Source organism: Variovorax paradoxus, from assembly GCF_009498455.1.
GTDB lineage: Bacteria > Pseudomonadota > Gammaproteobacteria > Burkholderiales > Burkholderiaceae_C > Variovorax > Variovorax paradoxus_H.
The window spans coordinates 5,307,419-5,331,018 of the sequence record NZ_CP045644.1 but is presented as its reverse complement, the minus strand read 5'-3'; the positions used below and the strand labels follow the sequence as shown (position 1 = coordinate 5,331,018).

21 protein-coding genes are annotated in these 23,600 nt (G+C 66.3%); 5 read left to right on the top strand and 16 right to left on the bottom strand.

The window, feature by feature from the left end; all coding sequences use genetic code 11:
• Positions 1 to 2: 2 nt before the first annotated feature.
• The 16 genes from GFK26_RS24565 to GFK26_RS24490 form a co-directional block, all read right to left on the bottom strand.
• Positions 3 to 1,400 carry a DUF2252 domain-containing protein gene (locus tag GFK26_RS24565; RefSeq protein WP_194273948.1) on the bottom strand — a complete coding sequence of 466 codons (1,398 nt, stop codon included), beginning with the start codon at positions 1,398 to 1,400 and terminating at the stop codon, positions 3 to 5.
• The gene (locus tag GFK26_RS24560) at positions 1,390 to 1,692 is read right to left on the bottom strand and encodes a Dabb family protein (RefSeq protein WP_153284266.1); all 303 of its coding nucleotides are present in this window, start codon (positions 1,690 to 1,692) and stop codon (positions 1,390 to 1,392) included. The genes GFK26_RS24565 and GFK26_RS24560 overlap by 11 nt, the downstream gene beginning before the upstream one ends.
• Before the next feature lie 24 nt (positions 1,693 to 1,716).
• Positions 1,717 to 1,956, bottom strand: coding sequence for a hypothetical protein (locus GFK26_RS24555; RefSeq protein ID WP_153284265.1), 240 nt, complete (start codon positions 1,954 to 1,956; stop codon positions 1,717 to 1,719).
• A gap of 2 nt (positions 1,957 to 1,958) precedes the next feature.
• Positions 1,959 to 3,812, bottom strand: a complete 1,854-nt coding sequence (locus tag GFK26_RS24550; protein WP_153284264.1) for an acyl-CoA dehydrogenase — start codon at positions 3,810 to 3,812, stop codon at positions 1,959 to 1,961.
• An 18-nt stretch (positions 3,813 to 3,830) separates the two neighbouring features.
• Positions 3,831 to 4,313, bottom strand: coding sequence for a PaaI family thioesterase (locus tag GFK26_RS24545; RefSeq protein WP_153284263.1), 483 nt, complete (start codon positions 4,311 to 4,313; stop codon positions 3,831 to 3,833).
• Positions 4,314 to 4,315: 2 nt separating this feature from the next.
• Entirely contained in the window at positions 4,316 to 5,491 is a 1,176-nt protein-coding gene (locus GFK26_RS24540) for an acetyl-CoA C-acyltransferase (protein ID WP_153284262.1), read from the bottom strand.
• A 49-nt stretch (positions 5,492 to 5,540) separates the two neighbouring features.
• Positions 5,541 to 7,019 carry a M20 family peptidase gene (locus GFK26_RS24535; protein ID WP_153284261.1) on the bottom strand — a complete coding sequence of 493 codons (1,479 nt, stop codon included), beginning with the start codon at positions 7,017 to 7,019 and terminating at the stop codon, positions 5,541 to 5,543.
• A gap of 28 nt (positions 7,020 to 7,047) precedes the next feature.
• Complete coding sequence (locus GFK26_RS24530) at positions 7,048 to 9,150, bottom strand: 3-hydroxyacyl-CoA dehydrogenase NAD-binding domain-containing protein (RefSeq protein WP_153284260.1); 2,103 nt, start codon at positions 9,148 to 9,150, stop codon at positions 7,048 to 7,050.
• A 148-nt stretch (positions 9,151 to 9,298) separates the two neighbouring features.
• Positions 9,299 to 9,994: an ABC transporter ATP-binding protein gene (locus GFK26_RS24525; protein ID WP_101491595.1), complete on the bottom strand. Its 696-nt coding sequence runs from the start codon at positions 9,992 to 9,994 to the stop codon at positions 9,299 to 9,301.
• 1 nt (position 9,995) lies between these two features.
• Positions 9,996 to 10,772: an ABC transporter ATP-binding protein gene (locus tag GFK26_RS24520; protein WP_062471315.1), complete on the bottom strand. Its 777-nt coding sequence runs from the start codon at positions 10,770 to 10,772 to the stop codon at positions 9,996 to 9,998.
• Positions 10,773 to 12,095: a branched-chain amino acid ABC transporter permease gene (locus tag GFK26_RS24515; RefSeq protein WP_153284259.1), complete on the bottom strand. Its 1,323-nt coding sequence runs from the start codon at positions 12,093 to 12,095 to the stop codon at positions 10,773 to 10,775.
• 4 nt (positions 12,096 to 12,099) lie between these two features.
• Positions 12,100 to 13,053: a branched-chain amino acid ABC transporter permease gene (locus GFK26_RS24510; protein WP_056580816.1), complete on the bottom strand. Its 954-nt coding sequence runs from the start codon at positions 13,051 to 13,053 to the stop codon at positions 12,100 to 12,102.
• A gap of 83 nt (positions 13,054 to 13,136) precedes the next feature.
• Positions 13,137 to 14,378, bottom strand: a complete 1,242-nt coding sequence (locus GFK26_RS24505; RefSeq protein ID WP_153284258.1) for a branched-chain amino acid ABC transporter substrate-binding protein — start codon at positions 14,376 to 14,378, stop codon at positions 13,137 to 13,139.
• A gap of 201 nt (positions 14,379 to 14,579) precedes the next feature.
• A complete protein-coding gene (locus tag GFK26_RS24500) occupies positions 14,580 to 15,809 on the bottom strand; it encodes a branched-chain amino acid ABC transporter substrate-binding protein (protein ID WP_153284257.1) in 1,230 nt (409 codons plus the stop codon).
• A 144-nt stretch (positions 15,810 to 15,953) separates the two neighbouring features.
• Positions 15,954 to 17,597, bottom strand: coding sequence for a 3-(methylthio)propionyl-CoA ligase (locus GFK26_RS24495; RefSeq protein WP_153284256.1), 1,644 nt, complete (start codon positions 17,595 to 17,597; stop codon positions 15,954 to 15,956).
• 117 nt (positions 17,598 to 17,714) lie between these two features.
• Positions 17,715 to 19,553, bottom strand: a complete 1,839-nt coding sequence (locus GFK26_RS24490) for a carboxylesterase/lipase family protein (RefSeq protein ID WP_153284255.1) — start codon at positions 19,551 to 19,553, stop codon at positions 17,715 to 17,717.
• A 150-nt stretch (positions 19,554 to 19,703) separates the two neighbouring features.
• On the opposite strand from GFK26_RS24490, the gene GFK26_RS24485 reads away from it, so the two are divergent.
• From GFK26_RS24485 to GFK26_RS24465, 5 genes are all read left to right on the top strand, one after another.
• On the top strand, positions 19,704 to 20,795 hold the full coding sequence (locus tag GFK26_RS24485) for an AraC family transcriptional regulator (protein ID WP_153286092.1): 1,092 nt from the start codon (positions 19,704 to 19,706) through the stop codon (positions 20,793 to 20,795).
• 85 nt (positions 20,796 to 20,880) lie between these two features.
• A complete protein-coding gene (locus GFK26_RS24480; protein WP_153284254.1) occupies positions 20,881 to 22,362 on the top strand; it encodes a protein adenylyltransferase SelO in 1,482 nt (493 codons plus the stop codon).
• Positions 22,359 to 22,769 carry a peptide-methionine (R)-S-oxide reductase MsrB gene (msrB, locus tag GFK26_RS24475; protein WP_062471289.1) on the top strand — a complete coding sequence of 137 codons (411 nt, stop codon included), beginning with the start codon at positions 22,359 to 22,361 and terminating at the stop codon, positions 22,767 to 22,769. The genes GFK26_RS24480 and msrB overlap by 4 nt, the downstream gene beginning before the upstream one ends.
• On the top strand, positions 22,766 to 23,305 hold the full coding sequence (locus tag GFK26_RS24470; RefSeq protein WP_153284253.1) for a septation protein A: 540 nt from the start codon (positions 22,766 to 22,768) through the stop codon (positions 23,303 to 23,305). Before msrB ends, GFK26_RS24470 begins: the two co-directional genes overlap by 4 nt.
• On the top strand, positions 23,302 to 23,583 hold the full coding sequence (locus GFK26_RS24465; RefSeq protein WP_099789140.1) for a BolA family protein: 282 nt from the start codon (positions 23,302 to 23,304) through the stop codon (positions 23,581 to 23,583). Before GFK26_RS24470 ends, GFK26_RS24465 begins: the two co-directional genes overlap by 4 nt.
• Positions 23,584 to 23,600 lie beyond the last annotated feature (17 nt).

The following is a 23,600-nucleotide window of genomic DNA, read 5'->3' as shown; positions in this document are numbered from 1 at the left end:
CGTCAGGACGCAGCGTCGTCGGCTTCGACGGCGGCGGCCTTGCCGGCGGCCACGGCTTTTTTCAGCCGGCGCCAGTCGGCCTGGTTCACGTCGGCATAGCCTTCCGCGAAGTCCGCGAGCGCTGTGTTGAAGGTCTTGGAGCGCCCCAGGTAGCCGTCGATGGCCCAGGCGTCGCCACCCTTGGCATGCGCGCGGGCCAGGCTGTAGCCGCAGGCTTCGGCGAACTCGAGCAGGTCGACCGGCTTGAAGTCTTCGAGCTTGTAGGAGGCCTTCATGTCGCGCAGCTGCCGCACATAGAAGCCGCGCCCGCCCGGTCCCTGGGCCCAGCCCAGGAAGACGTCGCTGGCGGCCTGTGCCAACCGCTGGCCCTGCACCACGCGCTGGCCTGGCGACGCCGTGCCCGGTGCCGCGTCCAGCGGGGCTTCAAGCACCGAATCTCCGGCCTCCTTGCACTGCAGGAACAGCGGGTGCGCGCGGTCGGCCACGAACAGCAGCAGGAAGCAGCGCCGGCCGACCGAGCCGACGCCGGGCGTGAGCACCGCGACGTCGTGCAGTTCGTAGCGGTCGAACAGCCGCTGGCGCTCGGGCGGCAGGCTGGCGCGGTACTGCGCCAGGAAGGCCGGCAGCCCGGCGCGAAAGCGCTTGATTTCACGCGCCGTTGCGCGGGCGTCGTGGTACACGAACGGCGGCTGGTCGCGGATCATGAGGCGGCCGTCGACCATCTCGGTCGCGCTGTCAGCAAACACGCGCGAGGTGCTGCGGCGCGCCTTCTTGATGACCGCGAGCTCGGTCGCGTCTTCGGCGCCGAGCTTCAGCAGGGTTTGCGACGTGAGCCGCGCGTACCAGGCCTCCAGCGTGTCCATGCGTGCAAAGGCACGCATGCGATCGCGGTAGGCCTCGGCCAGGTGCTCCACGGCCTCGCGCCCGACGCGCGGCTTGAAACCCCGGTCGCGCGCGGCCACCACGAAGGAGGTGGCCAGCCGGCGCACGTCCCAGTCGAAAGGCCCTTGCAGGGTCTCGTCGAAATCGTTGATGTCGAAGACCAGCGCGCGCTCGGGGCTGGCAAAGAAACCGAAGTTCGCGAGGTGCGCGTCGCCGCACAGCTGCGTCGCGATGCCGCTGTGCGGCAGTCTGGCCAGGTCGTTCGCCATCAGGCTCGCGGCGCCGCGGTAGAAGGTGAAGGGGCTGACCAGCATGCGGCCGTGGCGCACCGGCACCAGTTCGGGCACGCGGCCACGGTTGGAGGCCTTCAGCCAGCCGAGCGGGTCGCGGTCCTTGGCGTCGGGCCGGGGCGCCTGCGCCCACTGGCCGAGCGCGCAACGCGTGCGCTGTGCACGGCCGAACGCCCGCCGCTCGGCCGGTGAGGCCGTGGCGTCGGGCGCGTGGGGTTCAGAGCTCATAGTCCATGCACTGGCGGGCCTCTCGCACGGCGCCGATGAAGGGCTTGAGCGCCACGTGCTGCGGATGGTCCGCATAGGCCGCGAGCGCGGCGGCGTCGGTGAACTCCGAGTTGAGGATCAGGTCGTAGGTGGCCTCGAGCCCGGGTTGGGCAATGGCCACCTCGAAACGGTGCGTGCCGGGCGAGAGCTTCGCGCAGGCGTCGAGCAGCGCCTTGGCCTTGCGCAGGTTGGTCGCCTTGTCGGCGCCCTCGGCGTGTTCCTTGAACTTCCACATCACGATGTGCTTGAGCATGGTCTGGGTCCTTGCCTTGTTTTTTTACTTGAGCCGCGAACGCACGTAGATGAGCACGATGCCCACCGCGGTGACGACGCCGCCGGGCACGGCCATCGACCAGCCCAGTGCGGGCTCGGTGCGGCCCGTGGCCACGCCCAGGATCACGAGAAACAGGCCGCCGTAGATCAGGATCCAGATCCACTTCTCGAGCCGCGCATGCGGCTTGGGTGGTTTCGGCGGCTGGGCGGCGGGCGGGGGTGAGTTCGGGGCGGCGTTGGCCATTGTCAGAAAGCGTCCTCAGGCAAAGCGGTACAGGTCGGGTCACGGCTCTCCACCACGTTGAGCCAGGCACCGATTTTCGGCAGCTCGTAGTGGAAGAAGTAGTCCGTGGCGCCAATCTTGCCAGCTGTTACCGCCCTCTCCTTCTGCGCGTCGATTTCCAGCGCCCGCAGGGCCACGTCGAGCCAGAGCCAGGCCAGCACGGTGTGGCCGAAGGCCTGCATGTAGGGCACGGCGTTGGCCAGCGCGTCGGCCGGATCACCGGTGGACCAGGCGGCCTCGGTCGCGCTGCCGATGCGCTGCAGCGCGGCGCCCAGCGCCTTGGCGTGCGGCGCCAGCGCGGGCACCTGGGCGGCGCGGCCGATGGTCTCGGTGACGCGGCCAGCCAGCAGCTGCAGGCCGCGGCCTTTTTCCATCAGCACCTTGCGGCCCAGCAGGTCGGCCGCCTGGATGCCGTGCGTGCCCTCGTGGATCATGTTCAGGCGGTTGTCGCGCCAGTACTGCTCCACCGGAAAGTCGCGCGTGTAGCCGTAGCCGCCGTGCACCTGGATCGCCAGCGAGTTGGCTTCCAGGCACCATTCGCTGGGCCAGCTCTTGGCGATGGGCGTGAGCACTTCGAGCAGCAGGCGCGCGTCGTCGGCCGTCTGCGCATCGCCGGTCTTCTGCGTGTCGACCAGGCGGGCGCAGTACAGCTCCAGCGCCAGCGCGCCCTCACAGTACGCCTTCTGGGCGAGCAGCATGCGGCGCACGTCGGCGTGCTCGATGATGCGCACCTGCGGCGCGGCGGAGTCCTTGACCACGGCGGCGCCGGCCGCTTCAGGCTTCTTCACCAGCCGGCCCTGCGGGCGGCTCCTGGCGTAGTCGAGCGAGGCGTAGTAGCCGGCCATGCCGAGCATGGTGGCGGCGGTGCCGACGCCGATGCGGGCCTCGTTCATCATGTGGAACATGCAGTGCAGGCCCTTGCCGGGCGAGCCGACCAGGTAGCCCACCGCGCCGGCCTTGCCGCCGACCGGGTACTTGCCTTCGCCGAAGTTCAGCAGCGTGTTGGTGGTGCCGCGCCAGCCGAGCTTGTGGTTCAGGCCGGCCAGCGCCACGTCGTTGCGCTCGCCCGTGAGTGCGCCCTGCGTGTCGACCATGCGCTTGGGCACGATGAACAACGAAATGCCGCGCGTGCCCGGCACCAGCTTGCCGTTCTCGTCGGGGATTTTGGCGAGCACGATGTGCACGATGTTCTCGGTCAGTTCGTGGTCGCCGGCCGAGATCCACATCTTGTTGCCGGTGAGGCGATAGCGCGGGCCCAGCGGATCGTTCTGGTAGTCGGCACCATCGGGCACGGCGCGCGTGGCCACGTCGCTCAGCGACGAGCCGGCTTGCGGCTCCGACAGGCACATCGTGCCGGCCCAGCGGCCCGAAAATTCGTTCTTGGCGAACACCTCTTTCTGCATCTCGGTGCCGTGCACCATGAGCAGGTTGGCATTGCCGCTGGTGAGCATGTTTGAGCCGATGCTCACCGAGGCCATCGCGAAGAAGCTGTTGGCGGCGGCCTGCACCGTGTAGGGCAGCTGCATGCCGCCAATGTCGTAGTCTTGCGCGGCGCTCATCATTCCCGACTCGACGAAGGCCTTGTGCGCATCGTGCGTGGCCTGCGGCAGGATGACTTTTTCGCCGTCGAAATGCGGCTCCTGCGTGTCGACGGTGCGGTTGAACGGCGCGTATTTTTCGCGCGCAATGCGCTCGCAGGTGTCGAGCACGGCGTCGAAGGTCTCGCGCGAGTGGTCGGCAAAACGCTCGCTCTGGTTGAGCTTCTCGGCGTCGAGCCAGTCGTAAAGCAGAAAGTCGAGGGTGGGACGCAGGCTCATGGTGATGTCTTCTTCAGGCTACGACTTCGCGGGTGACGAAGTCTTCTTCTTCGGGGAATCGGGCAGCGTGGCAATGGTGCCCTGCGCCAGCGCGCAGAGCTTCTCGGTGCCGTCGTCGGCCACCGCCACCACCTCGCAGGTGCACACGGCCTGCGAGCTGCCGGTGTGCACGGCCCGGGCGCGCGCAATCAACCGCTGGCCGATGGCGGGCCGCACGTAGTTGATCTTGAATTCGGAGGTCACGACCGGCACACGCAAGGCGCTGCCGCCCGCAAAGGTCAGCGCGTTGTCGGCCATGTAGCTCACGATGCCGCCATGGGCGAAACCGTGCTGCTGCTTCAGCTGCGCGGTGAGCGGCAGCTGAAGCTCGGCATGGCCCGGCGCGAGGGCGTGCAGCTCGGCGCCGATCAGCACGCTGAAGGGCTGCGCAGCGAGCACGCTGCGCCCATATTCCAGGACGGCTTCGGGCGAGACCTCCTGGTCAATGCCCAAGCCGGACATGGTTACAGGACCTCGAACACGCCCGCAGCGCCCATGCCGCCGCCGATGCACATCGTGACCACGACCTTCTTGGCGCCGCGGCGCTTGCCTTCGATGAGCGCGTGGCCCGTGAGGCGCTGGCCGCTCACGCCGTAGGGGTGACCCACGGCGATGGCGCCGCCGTTCACGTTCAGGCGGTCGCCCGGAATGCCCAGCTTGTCGCGGCAGTAGATGACCTGCACGGCGAAGGCTTCGTTCAGTTCCCACAGGTCGATGTCGTTGACCGTGAGGCCCAGGCGCTTGAGCACCTTGGGGATGGCGAAGACCGGGCCGATGCCCATTTCGTCGGGCTCGCAACCGGCCACGGCAAAGCCGAGGAAACGGCCGATGGGCGCCAGGCCCTTCTGCTGCGCGTACTTCTCGTCGACCAGCACGCAGGCGCCGCCGCCGTCCGAGAACTGGCTGGCGTTGCCGGCCGAGATCAGGCCGCCGGGCATGGCCGGGCGGATGCCGCTGATGCCTTCCTTGGTGGTACCGGGACGAATGCCTTCGTCGTTCTCGATCGTGACTTCCTTGGTGCGCAGGCCCAGCACGGGGTCGGCCACGCCGGCCAGCACGGTGATGGGGGCGATTTCTGCCTTGAACAGGCCCGCTTCGAGCGCGGCGGTGGCGCGCTGCTGGCTCTGTGCGCCATACTCGTCCATGGCGTCGCGGCCGATGTTGTAGCGCTTGGCGACCTGCTCGGCGGTCTGCAGCATGTTCCAGTAGATCTCGGGCTTGTGCTTCACGAGCCACGGGTCGGCCAGCATGTGCGTGTTGGCTTCGTTCTGCACGCACGAGATGCTCTCGACGCCGCCGGCCACGTACACCTCGCCCTCGCCCGCGATGATGCGCTGGGCGGCGGTGGCGATGGTCTGCAGGCCCGACGAGCAGAAGCGGTTGATGGTCATGCCCGAGGTGGTGACCGGCAGGCCGGCGCGCAGTGCGATCTGGCGCGCGATGTTGGAGCCGGTGGCGCCTTCAGGCGTGGCGCAACCCATGATGACGTCGTCGACCGAAGCCGGGTCGATGCCGGCGCGCTGCACCGCGTGCTGCACGGCATGGCCGCCCAGCGTGGCGCCGTGCGTCATGTTGAAGGCACCCTTCCAGCTCTTCGCGAGCGGCGTGCGGGCGGTGGAAACGATGACGGCGCTGGTCATGGTGAGGTCCTTTGAAGATGGAAGGGAAAAGAGGAAGAAGACGGGGTCGTCATTGCGCCGGCGCGGCAGCGTTCGTGTTGCGCAGGAGCTGGTGGTAGAAGCCGATCATCTCGCCGTAGTTCGAGATGGCCAGGCGTTCGTTGTTGCCGTGGAAGCGCGCCAGGTCTTCGCCCTTCACGCGGAACGGCGAGAAGCGGAAGACGGCATCGCTCACGAGGCTGAAGTGGCGCGAGTCGGTGGCGGCGGTCATGAGGCCGGGCGCCACCACGGCGTCGGGGAAGCTCTGGCGCACGGCTTGCTGGATCGCGCGGTAGCCGGTGCTGTCGGTGGGCGACACCGGCGAGGGCTCCGAGTTGCCGGGATACGGCTTGATCTTGATCTCGTCGTCGCCCAAAGCCTTGCGCAGGTGCGCCTCGACGCTGGCGAGCGTGTCGCCGGGCAGCACGCGGAAGTTGACGGCAGCCTCGGCGCGGCCGGGCAGCACGTTGTCCTTGTTGCCGGCGCGCACGATGGTCAATGCAGTGGTCGTGCGCAGCATGGCGTTGCTGCTCGGGCTCTTCTCGAGCTGGCCACGCACCAGCGGCTCGGTGAGCCACAGGTTCGACAGCATGACGCGGTTGACGCCGCCCATCTCGGGGGCGAGCGCACCGAACATCTGGCCCGCCACGCCCTGGATGCCGCCGGGCATCTGGTTGGCTTCGAGCCGCGCGAGCGCGGCGCTCATGCGGCCGATGGCGCTTTTTTGCGGCGGCATCGACGAATGGCCGGGCGCGGTGTCGAGCGACAGGAAGAAAGTGCCGTAGCCCTTCTCGGCCAGGCCGATCAGCGCCGCGGGTTTGCTCAGGCCCGGCAGCACGCCGTCGAGCACGAGCAGGCCTTCGTCGAGCACCCAGTCGAGGCGCACGTTGCGCGACTTGAGCAGTTCGGCGATGGGCTGCGCGCCGCGCAGGCCGCTCACCTCTTCATCGTCGCCCATCACGAGGTAGACCGTCTGCTTCGGCTGGAAGCCGCTGCCGATGAGCAGTTCGATGGCTTCCATCTGCGCGAAGAGGTTGCCCTTGTTGTCGAGCGTGCCGCGGCCCCAGACAAAGCCGTCCTTGATCTCGCCCGCAAAGGGGTCGACCGACCAGGCCTTTTCGGTGCCGGACGCGATGGGCACCATGTCCTGGTGCGCCATGAGCGCGATCGGCTTGGCCGACGGTTCGGTGCCGGTCCAGGTGTAGAGCAAGGCCTTCTGGCCCACCACTTCCTTCTTGAGGGTGGCGTGGACCTTCGGGTACTGCTGCGCCAGGTAGGCGTGCAGCTTGTCGAACTCGGCCAGGTTGGCGGCCGGATCGTCCAGGCTCGACACCGTGCGGATCGGGATCGCACCGGCCAGCCGCTTCGCAGCGGCCTGCAGGTCGATCTCGAGCTTCGGTGCGGGCGCCACCGCAAGCTGTTGCGATGGCGTGGTCCAGGTCTTGACCGCCACGGCCGCCACGAGTGCCAGCAGCACCAGCAGCAGCCCGAGGAAGATGCGTTTCAACATGGGCGGTCTTGATCCGGGTTCAGTCGTGTCAGCTGAAGGACTTGCCTTCGGCCACCAGCTTCTGGATCAGCGGTGCGGGCTGCCAGAACTCGGCGTCGTCGCGCGGGTTCTGCGCAAAGCGCTTCATCGTCTCGGCCACGTTGTACAGGCCGACCTGCGAGGCGTAGTGCATCGGGCCACCGCGGTAGATCGGGAAGCCGTAGCCGGTGAGGTACACCATGTCGATGTCGCCCGACTTGGAGGCAATGCCGTCTTCCAGGATGTGCGCGCCTTCGTTGACGAGGGCGAACACCAGGCGCTGCACGATTTCCGTGTCGGAGATCTTGCGCGGCGTGATGCCCAGTTCCTTGCGGTGGTCCTCGATCATCTTGTTGACGAGTTCCGACGGAATGGCGTCGCGCTTGCCGGCCTGGTAGTCGTACCACCCTGCCCCGGTCTTCTGGCCGAAGCGGCCCAGTTCGCAGAGCTTGTCGGCGGTGCGGCTGTACTTCATGTCGGCGCGCTCGGTGGCGCGGCGCTTGCGAATCGCCCAGCCGATGTCGTTGCCGGCCAGGTCGCCCATGCGGAACGGGCCCATGGCAAAGCCGAACTTCTCGACGGCCTTGTCGACCTGCTGCGGCGTGGCGCCTTCGTCCAGCAGGAAACCGGCCTGGCGGCTGTACTGCTCGATCATGCGGTTGCCGATGAAGCCGTCGCACACGCCCGACACGACCGAGGTCTTCTTGATCTTCTTGCCGATGGCCATCACGGTGGCCAGCACGTCCTTGGACGTGGCCTTGCCGCGCACCACTTCGAGCAGCTTCATCACGTTGGCGGGGCTGAAGAAGTGCATGCCGACCACGTCTTGCGGACGGTCGGTGAACGAGGCGATCTTGTCGACGTCGAGCGTCGAGGTGTTCGAGGCCAGGATGGCGCCCTTCTTGGCGACGCGGTCGAGTTCCTTGAAGACCTTTTCCTTGACGCCGATTTCTTCGAACACGGCTTCGATGATGAGGTCGGCGTCCTTCAGGTCGTCGTAGCTCAGCGTGGTGCTCAACAGCGCCATGCGTTGCTCGTACTTGTCCTGCTTGAGCTTGCCCTTCTTGACCTGGGCTTCGTAGTTCTTCTTGATGGTGGCAATGCCGCGGTCGAGTGCCTCTTGCTTCATCTCGAGGATCTTGACGGGGATGCCCGCGTTCAGGAAGTTCATCGAGATGCCGCCGCCCATGGTGCCGGCGCCGATGACGCCGACGGCCTTGATGTCGCGCTGGGGCGTGTCTTCGGGCACGTCGGGAATCTTGCTTGCAGCGCGCTCGGCCATGAACAGGTGGCGCAGCGCCAGCGATTCGGGCGTGAACATCAGCGCGGTGAAGAGGCGACGCTCTTCGGCCATGCCGTCGTCGAACTTCATCTTCGTTGCGGCCTGCACAGCGTCGACGCACTTCAGCGGCGCGGGGTAGTTCTTCGACATGCCACCGACCATGTTCTTGGCGAACTGGAAGTAGGCATCGCCTTGCGGGTGCTTGCACGGCAGGTTGCGCACCAGCGGCAGGTCGCCGCCCTTGGCTGCGACCGACTTGGCGAGCTCGACGGCTTCGTCGAACACCGACTCGGCCGAGACGGCCAGCTTGTCGAACAGCTTCTGGCCCGGCAGGCTGGCGAGCAGTTCGCTCTTCACCGGCTCGCCGCTGACGATCATGTTGAGGGCCGTTTCCACGCCGAGCACGCGCGGCAGGCGCTGCGTGCCGCCGGCGCCCGGCAGCAGGCCGAGCTTGACTTCAGGCAGTGCCACGCTGGTGCCGGGAGCGGCCACACGGTAGTGGCAGCCGAGCGCCAGCTCGAGGCCGCCGCCCATGCACACGGAGTGGATGGCTGCGACGATGGGCTTGGGAGAGGCTTCGAGCGAGAGGATCACGCTCAGCAGGTTGGGCTCTTGCAGCGCCTTGGGCGTGCCGAATTCCTTGATGTCCGCACCGCCCGAGAACGCCTTGCCGGCGCCCGTGATGACGATGGCCTTGACGGCGCTGTCGGCATTGGCCTTGGACAGGCCGTCGGTGATGCCGATGCGTGTCGAGAAGCCGAGACCGTTGACCGGCGGGTTGGTCAGGGTGATCACGGCGACATCGCCGAGCACTTTGTATTCAGCCGTCATGCTGCGTTCCTTGGTGTGTGAAGAAAAAGAAGAAAAAGCACGAGTGTTCTTTTTCGAAGATTCTAGGCGTTTTGCGCGTCGCAACAATGGCACGCAGTCGCTGTCGGGACAAGGGGAATCCGGGGCGCAGCCCGGACTCCCGGCTGGATCAGACTTCCAACCATTCCCTGCGGGTGTTGCCGTCGGCGCGCAGGCTGTCGGGCGTGCCGTCGAACACGATGCTGCCGTGGCCCATGACGAGCGCGCGGTCCGAAATCTGCATCGCGATGGTGAGCTTCTGTTCGATGAGGAGCACCGAGATGCCCTTATCCTTCAGCGTGCGCAGGTACTGCCCCACCAGCTCGACGATCTTGGGCGCAAGGCCTTCGGTCGGCTCGTCGATGATGATCAGGTCGGGGTCGCCCATGAGCGTGCGGCACAGCGTGAGCATCTGCTGCTCACCGCCCGAGAGCACGCCGGCCTCGGTGTGCTGGCGCTCCTTCAGGCGCGGGAACATCGTGTACATGTCGTCGAACTGCCAGCGGCTGCCTTTGCCCGTGCCCTTCTGCCCCAGCAGCAGGTTCTGGTGCACCGTGAGCTTGGGGAAGATCTCGCGGTTCTCGGGCACGTAGCCGATGCCCATGTGCGCGATCTCGTAGGCCTTGCGGCGCAGGATGTCGTTGCCCTTCCACTGCAGCGTGCCTTCGGCATGCACCAGGCCCATGATGGCCTTGGCCGTGGTCGAGCGGCCCGAGCCGTTGCGTCCCAGCAGGGCCACGATTTCGCCCGGGCGGACGTCGAAGGAAACGCCATGCAGCACATGGCTCTTGCCGTAGTAGGCGTGGATGTCGTGAAGCTTCAGCATGTCAGTGTCCCGCCCCCTGTGCATCGGCCACGGAGGAACCGAGGTAAGCCTCCTGCACGCGCGCATTGGCGCGCACGGCAGCCGGCGTATCGAAGGCGATGACTTCGCCGTAGACCACCACGGCGATCTTGTCGGCCAGCCCGAAGACCACGCCCATGTCGTGCTCCACCGTCAGCAGCGTCTTGCCGACGGTGACGTGCTTGATGAGCGAGATGAAGTGCGAAGTCTCGGTCTTGCTCATGCCGGCCGTCGGCTCGTCCAGCAGGATGACGCCGGCGCCGCCGGCAATCGTCACGCCGATCTCGAGCGCGCGCTGTTCGGCATAGGTGAGGTTCACCGCATGCACGTCGCGCTTGCGCTCCAGGCCGATCTGCTTGATGAGCTCTTCGGTGCGCGCGTTGGCGTCGTCCAGGTTCGAGAGAAAGCGCAGGAAGGTGTACTTGTAGCCCAGGCTCCACAGCACGCCGCAGCGCAGGTTCTCGAAGACGCTGAGCTTCGGGAAGATGTTGGTGATCTGGAAGCTGCGCGACAGCCCCAGGCGGTTGATTTCGTAAGGCTTCTTGCCGTCGATGCGCTGGCCGTTGAGCAGCACCTCGCCGCTGGTGGGCGTGAGCCGCCCGCTGATCAGGTTGAACAGCGTCGACTTGCCCGCGCCGTTCGGTCCGATCACGGCGATGCGTTCGCCGGCCTTCACCGCCAGGTCCACGCCGCGGATGATTTCGGTCTTGCCGAAATTCTTGCGCAGCGCCTTCAGTTCCAATGCGTATTGCGCGCTCATTTACGCCGCCTCCCGACGTTTGATTTCTGCTTCGATCTCTTCCTGCGCCTGGCCCCAGACCCGCACGAAGCGGCGCCGGGCCACCTCGAGCAGGCCCAGGCCGACGGCCAGGATCGCGATGGCGCCGAGCCAGCTGCTCATGCCCGCCGTGTTCAGCGTGGTGCCGAAGAACTTCAGGTCCGGGCCCATCGCCGCATTGAGCTGGATGTGATAGATCATCTCGATCAGCGCAGCCGCACCGATGACGACCGGCACCAGTGCCACGGCGAGCGCGGCGTACAGGCCCCAGAAGCGGTTGAACTTGCCGAACTTGGCCACGCGCAGGTTCATCATGACCAGGCTCGCGATGCCGCCCGGGGCGAACATCACCATGAACACGAACACCAGGCCGAAGTACAGCTGCCAGGCCTTCGACAGTTCGGACAGCAGGATCGAGGCGAACACCAGCAGCACCGCACCGATGATCGGACCGAAGAAGAACACCGCGCCGCCCAGGAAGGTGAACAGCAGGTAGCCGCCCGAGCGGATGGCGTTCAGGCTGTCGGCCGCGTTCACGATCTCGAAGTTGATCGAGGCCAGGCCGCCGCCGATGCCAGCGAAGAAGCCCGCGATGATGAACGCGAAGTAGCGCACGCGCTGCGTGTTGTAGCCGATGAACTCGACGCGCTCCGGGTTGTCGCGCACCGCGTTCAGCATGCGGCCCAGCGGCGTGCCGGTGAAGGCATACATCAGGGCGGTGCACACGAAGCAGTACGCGGCGATCAGGTAGTACACCTGGATCTGCGAACCGAAGTTGAAGCCGAAGAAGGTCGGGCCGTACACGCGGTCGGTGGTGATGCCGCCCTCGCCGCCGAAGAAGCTCGGGAACATCAGCGCCATCGAGGCCACGAGCTCGCCGATGCCCATGGTGATCATGGCAAAGGTGGTGCCCGATTTCTTGGTGGTCACGAAGCCCAGCAGGATGGCGAAGAACATCCCCGCCAGACCGCCGACGAGCGGAATGAGCACCAGCGGAATCGTCGGGCCTCCCTTGGTCGCCAGGTTCATCGCATGGATGGCGATGAACGAGCCCAGGCCGGTGTAGACGGCATGGCCGAAGCTCAGCATGCCGCCCTGCCCCAGCAGGATGTTGTAGCTCAGGCAGATGATGATCAGGTAGCCCATCTGCGAGAGCATCGTCAGCGCCAGGCTGCTCTTGAACAGCATCGGCGAGATGATCAGCACCAGCGCGAACAGCGCCCAGATCAGGTAGCGCCCGATGTTCCAGGGCTTGAAGCGGTAGTACCGCGTCGGGGTCGGGGAAGTGGTGGTTGCGGTGGTCATGGTGTCAGTCCTCCCGGGTGCCCAGAAGACCCTTCGGGCGGAAGATGAGGATCAGCACGAGGAACAGGTACGGCAGGATCGGCGCGACCTGCGAGATCGTGAGCTTGAGCAGCTCGTAGCCGAAGGTCTGGTCGGTCACGGCCACGCCCAGCGCCTGCAGCGCGGTGGCCAGCGAGTGGTCCAGCGCCACGGCGAAGGTCTGGATGATGCCGATCAGCAGCGACGCCAGGAAGGCGCCCGCCAGCGAGCCCATGCCGCCGACCACCACCACCACAAAGATGATGGAGCCGACCGAACCCGCCATGGCCGGTTCGGTGACGTAGGTGTTGCCGCCGACCACGCCCGCCAGGCCGGCGAGCGCGGCACCGCCGCCGAACACCAGCATGAACACGCGCGGCACGTTGTGGCCCAGCGCCTCGACCATGTCGGGGTGCTTGAGCGCCGCCTGGATCACCAGGCCGATGCGCGTGCGCGTGAGCAGCAGCCACACGGACACCAGCATCAGCAGCGCCACCAGCATGATGAACGAGCGCGACTTGGGGAACTGCGTGCCGTACAGCGTGAAGAGCGGCCCCTGCAGTGCCTCGGGCAGACCGTAGGGCACCGTGGAGCGGCCCCAGACCAGCTGGACCAGCTCGAGGATGAGGTACGAAAGGCCGAAGGTCACCAGCAGCTCGGGCACGTGGCCGAACTTGTGGACCCGGCGCAGGCTGTAGCGCTCGAAGGCCGCACCCAGTGCGCCCACCAGCAGCGGCGAGAGAAAGAGCGCAGGCCAGAAGCCGACGACGCCCGACAGGGTGTAGGCGAAATAGGCGCCCAGCATGTAGAAACTGGCGTGTGCAAAGTTGAGCACACCCATCATGCTGAAGATCAGCGTAAGGCCAGAGCTCAGCATGAACAACAGCAAGCCGTAGCTGACGCCGTTGAGCAGTGAGATGACGAAGAATTCGACGTTCATCGGTCTTCCGTGTCGGTTGAAAAAGAAAGAGGCCCGAGTGTTGAAGTCGGGCCTCGACCGGTCAGGGGGCGATCAGACGCCGATCAGGAGGCGCCGCCGGGTCGCTTCATCTGGCACGACGTGGGCGTGCTCGAGACGTAGGGCTCGTAGTACTTCACCGGTGCCAGCGTGTAGCCGGTGTTTTCCGGGCTGTACGGGCTCTTCGCGTCGGCCTTCTGCCAGCGCGTGATCCACAGGCCCTGCTGCAGCTGGTGGTCGGACTTGCGCATCTCGACGTCGCCGTTGAAGCTCTTGAACTTCATGCCTTCCATGGCGGCGGCCACCTTGACGGGGTCGGTCGACTTGGTGCGCACGAAGGCTTCGGCGAGCATCGCGTACACGGTGTACGGCGAGGTCGTGTACAGGTCTTCGTTGAAGCGCTTCTTGAACTCGTTCATCATCGGCGCGATCGGGCCCGGGGCGTTGTAGTGGCTGTAGCCCACCATGTACACCTTGCCGTCCGAGGCCGCGCCCATGGCCGTCGGCGTGCCGTTGGTCACGGCGTAGTAGGTGTAGAACTTGACGTTCAGGCCCGAGTCGTTGGCCGACTTGATGAGCAGCGCGAGGTCGGAACCCCAGTTGCCGGTAATGACGGTGTCGGCGCCCGACGCCTTGATCTTCGCGATGTAGGGCGCGAAGTCGCGCACCTGGGCCAGCGGGTGCAGGTCGTCGCCGACGATCTGCACGTCGGGGCGCTTGCTCTTGAGGTTGTCCTTGGCGTACTTCGAGACCTGCTGGCCGTGCGAGTAGTTCTGGTTGATCAGGTAGACCTTCTTGATGTCGGTCTGGTCCTTCATGAAGGTGGTCAGCGCTTCCATCTTCATGGAGGTGTCGGCGTCCAGGCGGAAGTGCCAGTAGCTGCACTTGCTGTTGGTCAGGTCGGGATCGACGGCCGCGTAGTTGAAGTACACGACTTCCTTGCCCGGGTTGCGGGCGTTGTGCTTCTCCAGCGCGTCCATGATGGCCAGCGCCGGGCCGGAGCCATTGCCCTGCACCACGTAGCGCGCGCCCTGGTCCATGGCCGAGCGCAGCGCGGCGGTGGTTTCCTGCGGGCTGAGCTTGTTGTCGATGCCGATGACCTCGAACTTCACGCCGGCCGCGTTCTTCTTGTTGAATTCTTCGGCCAGGAACTGGAAGGTCTTGAGCTGGTTGGTGCCGACCGCCGCCATCAGGCCCGACAGCGGGTCGAGCCACGCGATCTTGACGGTCTCACCCTTCTGGGCGAATGCACCGGCGGCAGTTGCCGCGAGCACGGCGGCGGTAGCGATCTTCAGAGCGAACTTCAATCTATATCTCCTGGTCAGAACCGATATCAAAAACGCTGCACAAGCGTACAAGTCTTTGCCACCCCACCCCTCAGGGAATGCCCGTAAGGAAGGGGCCGCAAGGGCACGTATCTATCGCGCAGGCGACAGTGCATTTCCTGATTTGCTACCCATCGGTAGGTTTTTTCTACCGATGGGTAGGAAATGCGTTCACAAAGACGCCTAGGGGCGCTTCATCTGGCAGGTCGTGGGCGTGCTCGCCACATACGACTCGTAATACTTCACAGGGACGTTGGTGTAGCCGGTGTTCTCGGCGTCGTAGGGGTACTTGGCGCTGGCCTTCTCCCAGCGCGAGATGTACAGGCCCTGCTGCAGCTGGTGGTCGGCCTTGCGCATCTCGACCTCGCCGTTGAAGCTCTTGATCTTCATGCCTTCGAGCGCCGCGGCCACCTTGACGGGGTCGGTCGACTTGGTCTGCACGAAGGCGGCATCGAGCAATGCGAAGGTGTGATAGATCGACGACTGCGTCAGGTCGTCGTTCATCTTCTTCTTGTAGCCGGTCAGCAGCTTCTGGATTTCACCGCCCATGTTGTAGTGGGCATAGGCCACGGTGTAGACCTTGCCTGCCGAGGTGGCGCCCATGGCCGTGGGCGTACCGGCGCCCGGTGCGTAGTACGTGAGGAACTTGACGTCCAGGCCCGAGTCGTTGGCCGCCTTGATGAGCAGCGAGAGGTCGGAGCCCCAGTTGCCGGTGATGACGGTGTCGGCGCCCGAGGCCTTGATCTTGGCGATGTACGGCGAGAAATCGCGCACCTGGGCCAGCGGATGCAGGTCGTCGCCCACGATCTGGATGTCGGGGCGCTTGACCTTCAGGTCTTCCTTGGCGTACTTGGACACCTGCACGCCGTGCGCGTAGTTCTGGCCGAGGATATAGACCTTCTTGATGTCGGTCTGGTCCTTCATCCAGGTGGTCAGCGCCTCCATCTTCATGGAGGTGTCGGCATCGAGGCGAAAGTGCCAGTAGCTGCACTTGCTGTTGGTGAGGTCGGGATCGACCGCCGCGTAGTTCAGGTAGAGCAGTTCCTTGCCGGGGTTGCGCGCGTTGTTCTTCTCGATGGCATCGATGATCGCCAGCGCCGGGCCCGAGCCGTTGCCCTGGGTGATGTAGCGCGCGCCCTGGTCCTGCGCCGAGCGCAGCGCGGCGGTGGTCTCCTGCGGGCTCAGCTTGTTGTCGATCGCGATGATCTCGAACTTCACGCCCGAGGCATTCTTCTTGTTGAACTCTTCCGCCAGGAACTGCGTGGTCTTGAGCTGGTTGGTGCCCACGGCGGCCATGAGACCCGACAGCGGGTCGAGCCAGGCGATCTTGACGGTCTCGCCCTTCTGGGCAAATGACGCTGAAACGCTCACCAACATGGCACAGGCTGCCACTGACTTGATACCGAAGTGCATGAAGAGTCTCCTGAGTGAAAGAGCCGGGGGACGCCAGCGTACAAGCGCCCTTTTCTTCGCCGCACAGGGATTGCCCGGAAGGAAAGCCGCCGAAGCGGCCTTCCTATCGCGTGCGCGACAGTGCGGGTGGGCTTTGGCCGTGCTTCAAAGGCCCGGCAGCTTGTAGTCCTTGAGCAGTTCGCGAAGCTTGGTCTTCAGAATCTTGCCGGTGGCGCCGATCGGAATGGCCTCCACGAACACCACGTCGTCGGGAATCTGCCACTTGGCGGTCTTGCCCTCGTAGAACTTCAGCAGCTCCTCGCGGGTGACTTCGGCGCCGGGCTTCTTTACGACGGCGATGATCGGGCGCTCGTCCCACTTGGGATGGAACACGCCGATGCAGGCCGCCATGGCAATGGCCGGGTGCGCAACGGCGATGTTCTCGATCTCGATGGAGCTGATCCACTCGCCGCCCGACTTGATCACGTCCTTGCTGCGGTCGGTGATCTGCAGGTAGCCCTCGGCGTCGATGGTGGCCACGTCGCCGGTGGGGAACCAGCCCCGGCCCGCGCCGTCGGCGACCAGCGGGTTGCCGCCCTCGCCCTTGTAGTACTCCTTGACGACCCAGGGGCCTTTGACCAGCAGGTCGCCGTAGGCCTTGCCGTCCCAGGGCAGCTCGTCGCCGTTGCCGTCGACGATCTTCATGTCGACGCCGAAGATGGCGCGGCCCTGCTTCATGCGGATCTGCAGCTGCGCGTCGGCGGGCAGCGACAGGTGCTTGTTCTTCAGCGTGCACAGCGTGCCCAGCGGGCTCATCTCGGTCATGCCCCAGGCGTGCAGCACCTCGACGTTGTAGTTCTCCTGGAACGCCGTGATCATGGCCGGCGGGCAGGCCGAGCCGCCGATGACGGTGCGGTTCAGCTTGCTGAACTTCAGGCCGTTGGCCTGCATGTGGCCCAGCATCATCTGCCAGACCGTAGGCACGCCGGCCGCGAAGGTCACGCCCTCGGCTTCGATGAGTTCGTACACCGACTTGCCGTCGAGCGACGGGCCCGGGAACACGAGCTTGCAGCCCACCAGCGCGGCCGAGTACGGAATGCCCCAGGCGTTGACGTGGAACATCGGCACCACCGGCAGCACCGAGTCTTGCGCCGAGATGCGCATGACGTCGGGCAGCGCGGCAGCGTAGGCATGCAGCATGGTCGAGCGGTGGCTGTACAGCGCAGCCTTCGGGTTGCCCGTGGTGCCGCTCGTGTAGCACATGCTCGAGGCCGAGTTCTCGTCGAAGGTGGGCCAGTCGTAGTCGGTGGACTGCGCGCCCATCCAGGTTTCGTAGCTCACGAGATTGGGCACGCCGCTGTCGGCCGGCAGCTTGTCGGCGTCACACAGTGCAACCCATTTCCGGATCGTGGGACAACGCGCATGCACGGCCTGCACGAGCGGCAGGAAGCTCAGGTCGAAACACAGGATCTGGTCTTCGGCATGGTTGGCGATCCACGCGATCTGGTCGGGGTGCAGGCGCGGGTTGATGGTGTGCAGCACGCGGCCGCTGCCGCTCACGCCGTAGTACAGCTCCAGGTGGCGGTAGCCGTTCCAGGCCAGGGTGGCGATGCGGTCGCTGAACAGCAGTTGCTCGCCGTCCAGCGCGTTGGCCACCTGCCGGGCGCGCGATGCGATGTCGCTCCAGGTGCAGCGGTGGATATCACCCTCGACACGACGCGAGACGATCTCGCCGTCGCCGTTGTGGCGCTCGACGAACTCGATCAGCGACGAGATCAAAAGCGGTTGGTCTTGCATCAAACCCAGCATCTACGGACTCCTATGTGAAATGACTTCAAAAAGCTTTGCGAACGAGAGATTCACGCAAGCTTCGGCCACTTGCACAATGACACAAACCCGCACTGCATGATTGAACGAAGCGGCTCTTCAAGGGACCGTCACCGGCGTGATCTTGGCGGCCGTCGGCGTCGCGTCGAGCAGCATCTGCGAAGGCCACGTGCCCCAGGTTGCACCGAGTTCGGGCGTGTTCGGATCGCCGTTGCGCATGAACGCGCCGACGCTGGCCATGACGGCCTTCGACAGCGCCACGCGCCCCTTCTCGTTGGCCTTGCCGCCCATCACGTTGCTGAGCAGCGAGCCTTCGAAATTGCCGAACACGAACGGCAGGTCGAAGGCGTGCGCGGCGCCGTACACGTCGTTCCACGGTGCGGCCTCCTGCGACCAGTCGAGGCGGTAGTGCCAGATGTTCGACTGGCGCGTCTTCATGGTGTTGAGCAGGTTGTCGCGGTTGGCGCCGAACAGGCCCTGCGTGATGGTGTCCGTGGCCGCGTTGTAGCCCAGGCCAACCGCACCTACCGGCAGGTAGGTCGGGTGGATGATGTCGGCCACCGTGAGCGTGGGCGCGGCATCGGGGTTGAAGCCGAACATCATCGAGAAGCGCTGGGCGTCGGTGACGATCCAGCCGGGGTCCGGGTAGCCGATGGTCTTCAGCAGCGACGCGAAGAGCTTGCCTTCGTCGCGCGTGTTTCCCGCGAGCATGGGCACCTTGACGTACTTGTCGGCTGCGATGGCGCCGATCGGGTCGGCCGGCAGTACCGTGCCGTCGGGAATGGGCGCAACGGCCCCCAGGCCGGCTGCAGCGACCTTGGTCAGCAGCGCCCCGCCCTCCTGCGCACGCAGGTACTCGGCAATCTGCGCCGGCGTGCGCGTGCCGATGTACACCTTGGCCGCCGCGTCATCGGCCACAGTACCGTCGGCGACAAGCAGCTTTTCGAGGATCGTCTGGCCCTGCGTCAGCGACACCGACACCGGCTGCAGCGTCGGCAGCGTCTTTGCCGGCAGGTTGGTCGCGAGCGAAATGCCGCCGCTCATCTCGAAGGCCTTGTGGAACAGGCCCTTGGCCATCGGCGAGGTCATCACCGCCAGCAGGTTGGTCGCGCCGGCCGATTCGCCCGACAGCGTGACGTTGCCCGGGTCGCCACCGAAGTTGGCGACATTGCCTTGAATGAAGCGCAGCGCCGCCATGTTGTCCAGCAGCGCGAAGTTGCCCGAATCGTCGCCCGCGCTGCCGCCCGGCCGCAGCTGCGGCATGTTCAGGAAGCCCAGGATGCCCAGCCGGTAGCTGGCGGTGATGACCACCGCGTTGGTGGCCTTGGCCAGCGCCGCGCCGTCGTACAGCGGATCGGCCGTGTAGCCTGAAATATTGCTGCCGCCGTGGATGAACAGCAGCACCGGCAGGTTCTTGTCGGTGGTGGCCGGGCGCCAGATGTTGACGAACAGGCAGTCTTCGCTGCCGACCGGCTTGCCCAGGTTGGTGCCGATGGTTGCGTCGTAGGTGTTGCTGGTGCCGGGGCTGAAGAGCCGACCGATCTGCAGACAGGCGTTGCCGAAGGCCTTGGCCGGGCGGATGCCGGTCCACGCCTCGGGCTCGACCGGTGCGCGCCAGCGCAGCGCGCCGACCGGGGGCTGGGCAAACGGAACGCCTTTCCAGGACCAGGTGCCGGTCTTGGCGCTGTCGTCCACGCCTTCGACCTTGCCGGCCGTGGTCTGGCGCACCATGGGGCCGTCGGCGGCGGGCGCCGGAGCGGGGGCAGGTGCCGGTGCCGGTGCGGGCGGCAGGATCGGGAAGCCTGGCGATCCCGACGAGCCACCGCCGCAGGCCGCGAGCGCCGCCGCGGCGGCCAGCGTGGCCACCGTTGCAATGGCGCGCGCCATCGCCGTCTGTCCTGCCGCACCCTGGTTTTGTGCCGTTGTCGTTGTCTTCATGTTTTGTCTCCACACCGGGTTAATCGGAATTCCTGGCTCGGTGCGCGCCGCCCATACTGCGGGGCCGCTGTGCACTGGAAAAATTCTAGGAACCGGCGCCGTTTTCACCGCTATCGCAAGCGAGCCAATCGAATGACTTCAGAAGCCTCCCTGCCACGCCATTCGCGCCGGCCGCCGCGCCGCCCCGGCTGCCCGCAGCCGGAGCTGCGCACCAGTTCGGCCGCGTGGCTGGAAGGCGTGCTGTCGATGTTCCAGGCCGAGGGGCTGAACGTGCCTGCGCTGCTGCGCGACGCCGGCTTCGACCCTGAATCGCTGCACCGCCAGAACGCGCGCTTCCCGGTCGACGAAATCTCGGTGCTCTGGCAGGTGGCCGTGGCGCACGCCGGACGGCCCACGCTGGGCCTGGACCGCGACCTGGCCGCCACGCACAGCAAGCTGGGCACCGTGGGCCACGCCATGGCCTGCAGCCCCCACCTGGGCGCGGCGCTCACGCGGCTTGCGCGCTACATGGCCGTGATCTCCGACGCCACCGCCTTCTCGCTGCAGTCCGACGCGCGCGGCTGCTGGATGGTCATGGAGCACACCGGCGGCACGCTGCCGATTCCGCGCCAGCGCGTCGAGTACGCCCTGCTCACCGTCTTCATGCAGTGCCAGTGGCTCACGCGCCGCGAGCTGCAGCCGCTGGCCATGGAGTTCGTCTACCCGCCGCCGGCCGACGACCGGCTGCACCGCGAAGCCTTCGGCTGCGAGATCCGCTTCAACGCGCCCGCCAACCGCCTGCTGCTGTCGTCGGCCGACATGACGATGCCGCTGCCGACCCACCACGCGGCGCTGGGCGAGATGCAGGAGCACCTGCTCGACGACCAGCTCAACCTGCTGGGCCAGACCACCACCGCCAGCCTGGTGTGCGCCGAGATCGCGCGCCGGCTGCAGCACGGCGAGCCGCGCCGCCAGGACGTGGCTTCGGGCCTCGGGCTGGCCGACCGCACCCTGCAGCGCCGCTTGCAGGAAGAGTCGGTGTCGTTCCAGGCCCTGCTCGACCGTACGCGCCGCGAACTCGCCAAGCAGTACCTGGCCGAGCAGCGCCACACGCTCGCGGACGTGGCCGACCGGCTGGGCTTCGTGGACGTCAGCAACTTCTTCCGCGCCTGCAAACGCTGGTTCGGCCTGCCGCCGGCCCAGTACCGCGCCAGCCTCGCGCTCGGCGGCGCCGGGGCGCTGCGCGGCGCGCTGCTGAACTGATCGGCCGCAGCCGCCACCCCAACCACCCCACGTCGCCGATGGCCTCTGCGGCCCGGGGTTTCGTGGGCTGCCGGACAATCCGGGCATGAGCTTGCTAGCCGAAGACACCCCGGTCGCCGACCTGGGCCTGCGCTGGAAGCCCGGCTTCTCGACGCTGGGCTCCGCCTTTTTCACCGAACTGCGCCCCACGCCGCTGCCCGACCCGTACTGGGTGTGCCACAGCGACGCCGTGGCGCGCCAGCTGGGCCTGCCGCCTGGCTGGCGCGACTCGGACACCACGCTCGCCGCACTCACCGGCAGCCTGCCGGTCGCTGGCACGCGCCCCATCGCCACGGTCTACAGCGGCCACCAGTTCGGCGTCTGGGCCGGGCAGTTGGGCGACGGCCGCGCGATCCTGCTCGGCGAGACCGAGGGCGGGCTCGAAGTGCAGCTCAAGGGCGCGGGGCGCACGCCCTACTCGCGCGGCGGCGACGGCCGCGCCGTGCTGCGCTCGAGCATCCGCGAGTTCCTGTGCAGCGAAGCCATGCACGGCCTGGGCATTCCGACCACGCGCGCACTGTGCGTGACCGGCTCCGACGCGCCCATCTACCGCGAAACCGCCGAAAGCGCCGCTGTCGTGACCCGCGTCGCGCCGAGCTTCGTGCGCTTCGGGCATTTCGAGCACTTCGCCGCCAACCAGCGCGAAGACGAGCTGCGCGCGCTGGCCGACTACGTCATCGACCGCTATTACCCCGAATGCCGCAATACCGCGCGCTTCAACGGCAACGCCTACGCGGCGTTCCTCGAAGCCGTGAGCGAGCGCACCGCCGCCCTGCTCGCCCAGTGGCAGTCCGTGGGCTTCTGCCACGGGGTGATGAACACCGACAACATGAGCATCCTCGGGCTCACCATCGACTACGGGCCGTTCCAGTTCCTCGATGGCTTCGACCCGCGCCACATCTGCAACCACAGCGACACCCAGGGCCGCTACGCCTTCAACCAGCAACCCAACGTCGCCTACTGGAACCTGTTCTGCCTGGCGCAGGCACTGCTGCCGCTCATCGGCGACCAGGAAGTCGCCGTGGCCGCGCTGGAGTCGTACAAGACCGTGTTCCCCAACGCGTTCGAGGACCGCATGCGCGCCAAGCTGGGCCTGGCCACGCCCGCCGAGGGCGACCGCGCGCTCATCGAAGGCGTGCTCAAGCTGCTGGCGGCCGAGAAGGTCGACCACACCATCTTCTGGCGCCGCCTGTCGAACCACATGGCCGACGGCAATGTCGAGCCGGTGCGCGACCTGTTCCTCGACCGGCCCGGCTTCGACGCCTGGATGCTCTCTTTTTCAGAGCGGCATGCGCCATTGCCGCGGGCCGCGGCGGCAAAATTGATGCTGCGGACGAACCCCAAGTTCGTACTGCGCAACCACCTGGGCCAGCAGGCCATCGAAGCCAGTCAGCAAAAGGACCACACGGGTGTGGCAACCTTGCTGACGCTGCTCCAAACCCCATGTGAAGAACACCCCGGTGCCGACGATTACGCCGGCTTCCCGCCCGACTGGGCCTCCACGATCGAAATCAGTTGCTCATCATGACCACGCCCGTACAGAAAACCGACGCCGAATGGAAAGCCCTGCTCGCTGAAAAGGGCGCCGAACCCGCCGCCTTCGAGGTGACGCGCCACGCCGCCACCGAACGCCCCTTCACCGGCAAGTACGAAGCCCACTGGGACGACGGCACGTACCACTGCATCTGCTGCGGCGCCAAGCTGTTCGAAGCGGCCACCAAGTTCGACGCCGGCTGCGGCTGGCCCAGCTTCTCCGAAGAAGCCGTGCCCGGCGCCATCCGCAACATCGTCGACCGCTCGCACGGCATGGTGCGCACCGAAAACGTGTGCGCCAATTGCGGCGCCCACCTGGGCCACGTGTTCCCCGACGGCCCCACCGAAACCGGCCTGCGCTACTGCATGAACTCGGCGTCGCTCGACTTCCAAAAGAAATGAAACTGCTCCTCGACTTCTTCCCGATCCTGCTGTTCTTCGGCGCCTACAAGTTCGCCGACATCTACACCGCCACCGGCGTGCTCATGGCCGCCACCGTGGTGCAGATGGCCGTCATCTACGCCATGGAACGCAAGCTGCAGGCGATGCAGAAGGCCACGCTGGTGCTGATCCTGCTGTTCGGCACGCTCACGCTGGTGCTGCACGACGACCGCTTCATCAAGTGGAAGCCGACGGTGCTGTACGGCGCCATGGCGATCGCATTGGCGGTAGCGCTGTGGGCGCTGAAGAAGAACTTCCTGAAGATGCTGCTGGGCGCGCAGCTCGAGCTGCCCGAGCGCATCTGGGCCCGGCTCAATGTGGCGTGGATCGGTTATTGCCTCTTCATGGCACTCATCAACGGCTACGTGGCGGCGTACTTCACGACCGAGGCCTGGGTCAACTTCAAGCTCTGGGGCTATGTGTTCCCGATCGTCTTCCTGGTGGCGCAGGGCCTGTACATCGCGCCGCACCTCAAGGAAGACAAGCCGACCGCATGACCGACGCCACCACCTTTCCCCTGCCCACCGTGGCCGCGCTCGAAGCGGCGTTGCGCGCATCGCTGGCGCCCACGCAGCTTGAAGTGATCGACGAAAGCGCGTCCCATGCGGGCCATGCGGGCGCCAACGCCGAGGGCTACGGCACCCATTTCCGGGTGCGCATCGCCTCCCCGCTGTTCGACGGGAAGCCCCGCGTGGCGCGGCATCGGCTTGTGTATGATGCCCTCCAAGTTTTTATCGCACAGGGTCTGCACGCCATCGCCATCGAGGTGCTCTGAGTCGTCCAATCGGTTGC

Excerpts from the sequence above, each read along its gene's own strand:
- GFK26_RS24465 (WP_099789140.1), top strand. The coding sequence starts at position 23,302 with ATGACCGACGCCACCACCTTTCCCCTGCCCACCGTGGCCGCGCTCGAA.
- GFK26_RS24545 (WP_153284263.1), bottom strand. The coding sequence starts at position 4,313 with ATGTCCGGCTTGGGCATTGACCAGGAGGTCTCGCCCGAAGCCGTCCTG.
- GFK26_RS24540 (WP_153284262.1), bottom strand. The coding sequence starts at position 5,491 with ATGACCAGCGCCGTCATCGTTTCCACCGCCCGCACGCCGCTCGCGAAG.
- GFK26_RS24515 (WP_153284259.1), bottom strand. The coding sequence starts at position 12,095 with ATGACCACCGCAACCACCACTTCCCCGACCCCGACGCGGTACTACCGC.
- GFK26_RS24565 (WP_194273948.1), bottom strand. The coding sequence starts at position 1,400 with ATGAGCTCTGAACCCCACGCGCCCGACGCCACGGCCTCACCGGCCGAG.
- GFK26_RS24520 (WP_062471315.1), bottom strand. The coding sequence starts at position 10,772 with ATGAGCGCGCAATACGCATTGGAACTGAAGGCGCTGCGCAAGAATTTC.
- GFK26_RS24550 (WP_153284264.1), bottom strand. The coding sequence starts at position 3,812 with ATGAGCCTGCGTCCCACCCTCGACTTTCTGCTTTACGACTGGCTCGAC.
- GFK26_RS24535 (WP_153284261.1), bottom strand. The coding sequence starts at position 7,019 with ATGTTGAAACGCATCTTCCTCGGGCTGCTGCTGGTGCTGCTGGCACTC.
- GFK26_RS24525 (WP_101491595.1), bottom strand. The coding sequence starts at position 9,994 with ATGCTGAAGCTTCACGACATCCACGCCTACTACGGCAAGAGCCATGTG.
- GFK26_RS24490 (WP_153284255.1), bottom strand. The coding sequence starts at position 19,553 with ATGAAGACAACGACAACGGCACAAAACCAGGGTGCGGCAGGACAGACG.
- GFK26_RS24530 (WP_153284260.1), bottom strand. The coding sequence starts at position 9,150 with ATGACGGCTGAATACAAAGTGCTCGGCGATGTCGCCGTGATCACCCTG.
- GFK26_RS24470 (WP_153284253.1), top strand. The coding sequence starts at position 22,766 with ATGAAACTGCTCCTCGACTTCTTCCCGATCCTGCTGTTCTTCGGCGCC.
- GFK26_RS24495 (WP_153284256.1), bottom strand. The coding sequence starts at position 17,597 with ATGCTGGGTTTGATGCAAGACCAACCGCTTTTGATCTCGTCGCTGATC.
- GFK26_RS24555 (WP_153284265.1), bottom strand. The coding sequence starts at position 1,956 with ATGGCCAACGCCGCCCCGAACTCACCCCCGCCCGCCGCCCAGCCGCCG.
- GFK26_RS24480 (WP_153284254.1), top strand. The coding sequence starts at position 20,881 with ATGAGCTTGCTAGCCGAAGACACCCCGGTCGCCGACCTGGGCCTGCGC.
- GFK26_RS24560 (WP_153284266.1), bottom strand. The coding sequence starts at position 1,692 with ATGCTCAAGCACATCGTGATGTGGAAGTTCAAGGAACACGCCGAGGGC.
- GFK26_RS24510 (WP_056580816.1), bottom strand. The coding sequence starts at position 13,053 with ATGAACGTCGAATTCTTCGTCATCTCACTGCTCAACGGCGTCAGCTAC.
- msrB (WP_062471289.1), top strand. The coding sequence starts at position 22,359 with ATGACCACGCCCGTACAGAAAACCGACGCCGAATGGAAAGCCCTGCTC.
- GFK26_RS24500 (WP_153284257.1), bottom strand. The coding sequence starts at position 15,809 with ATGCACTTCGGTATCAAGTCAGTGGCAGCCTGTGCCATGTTGGTGAGC.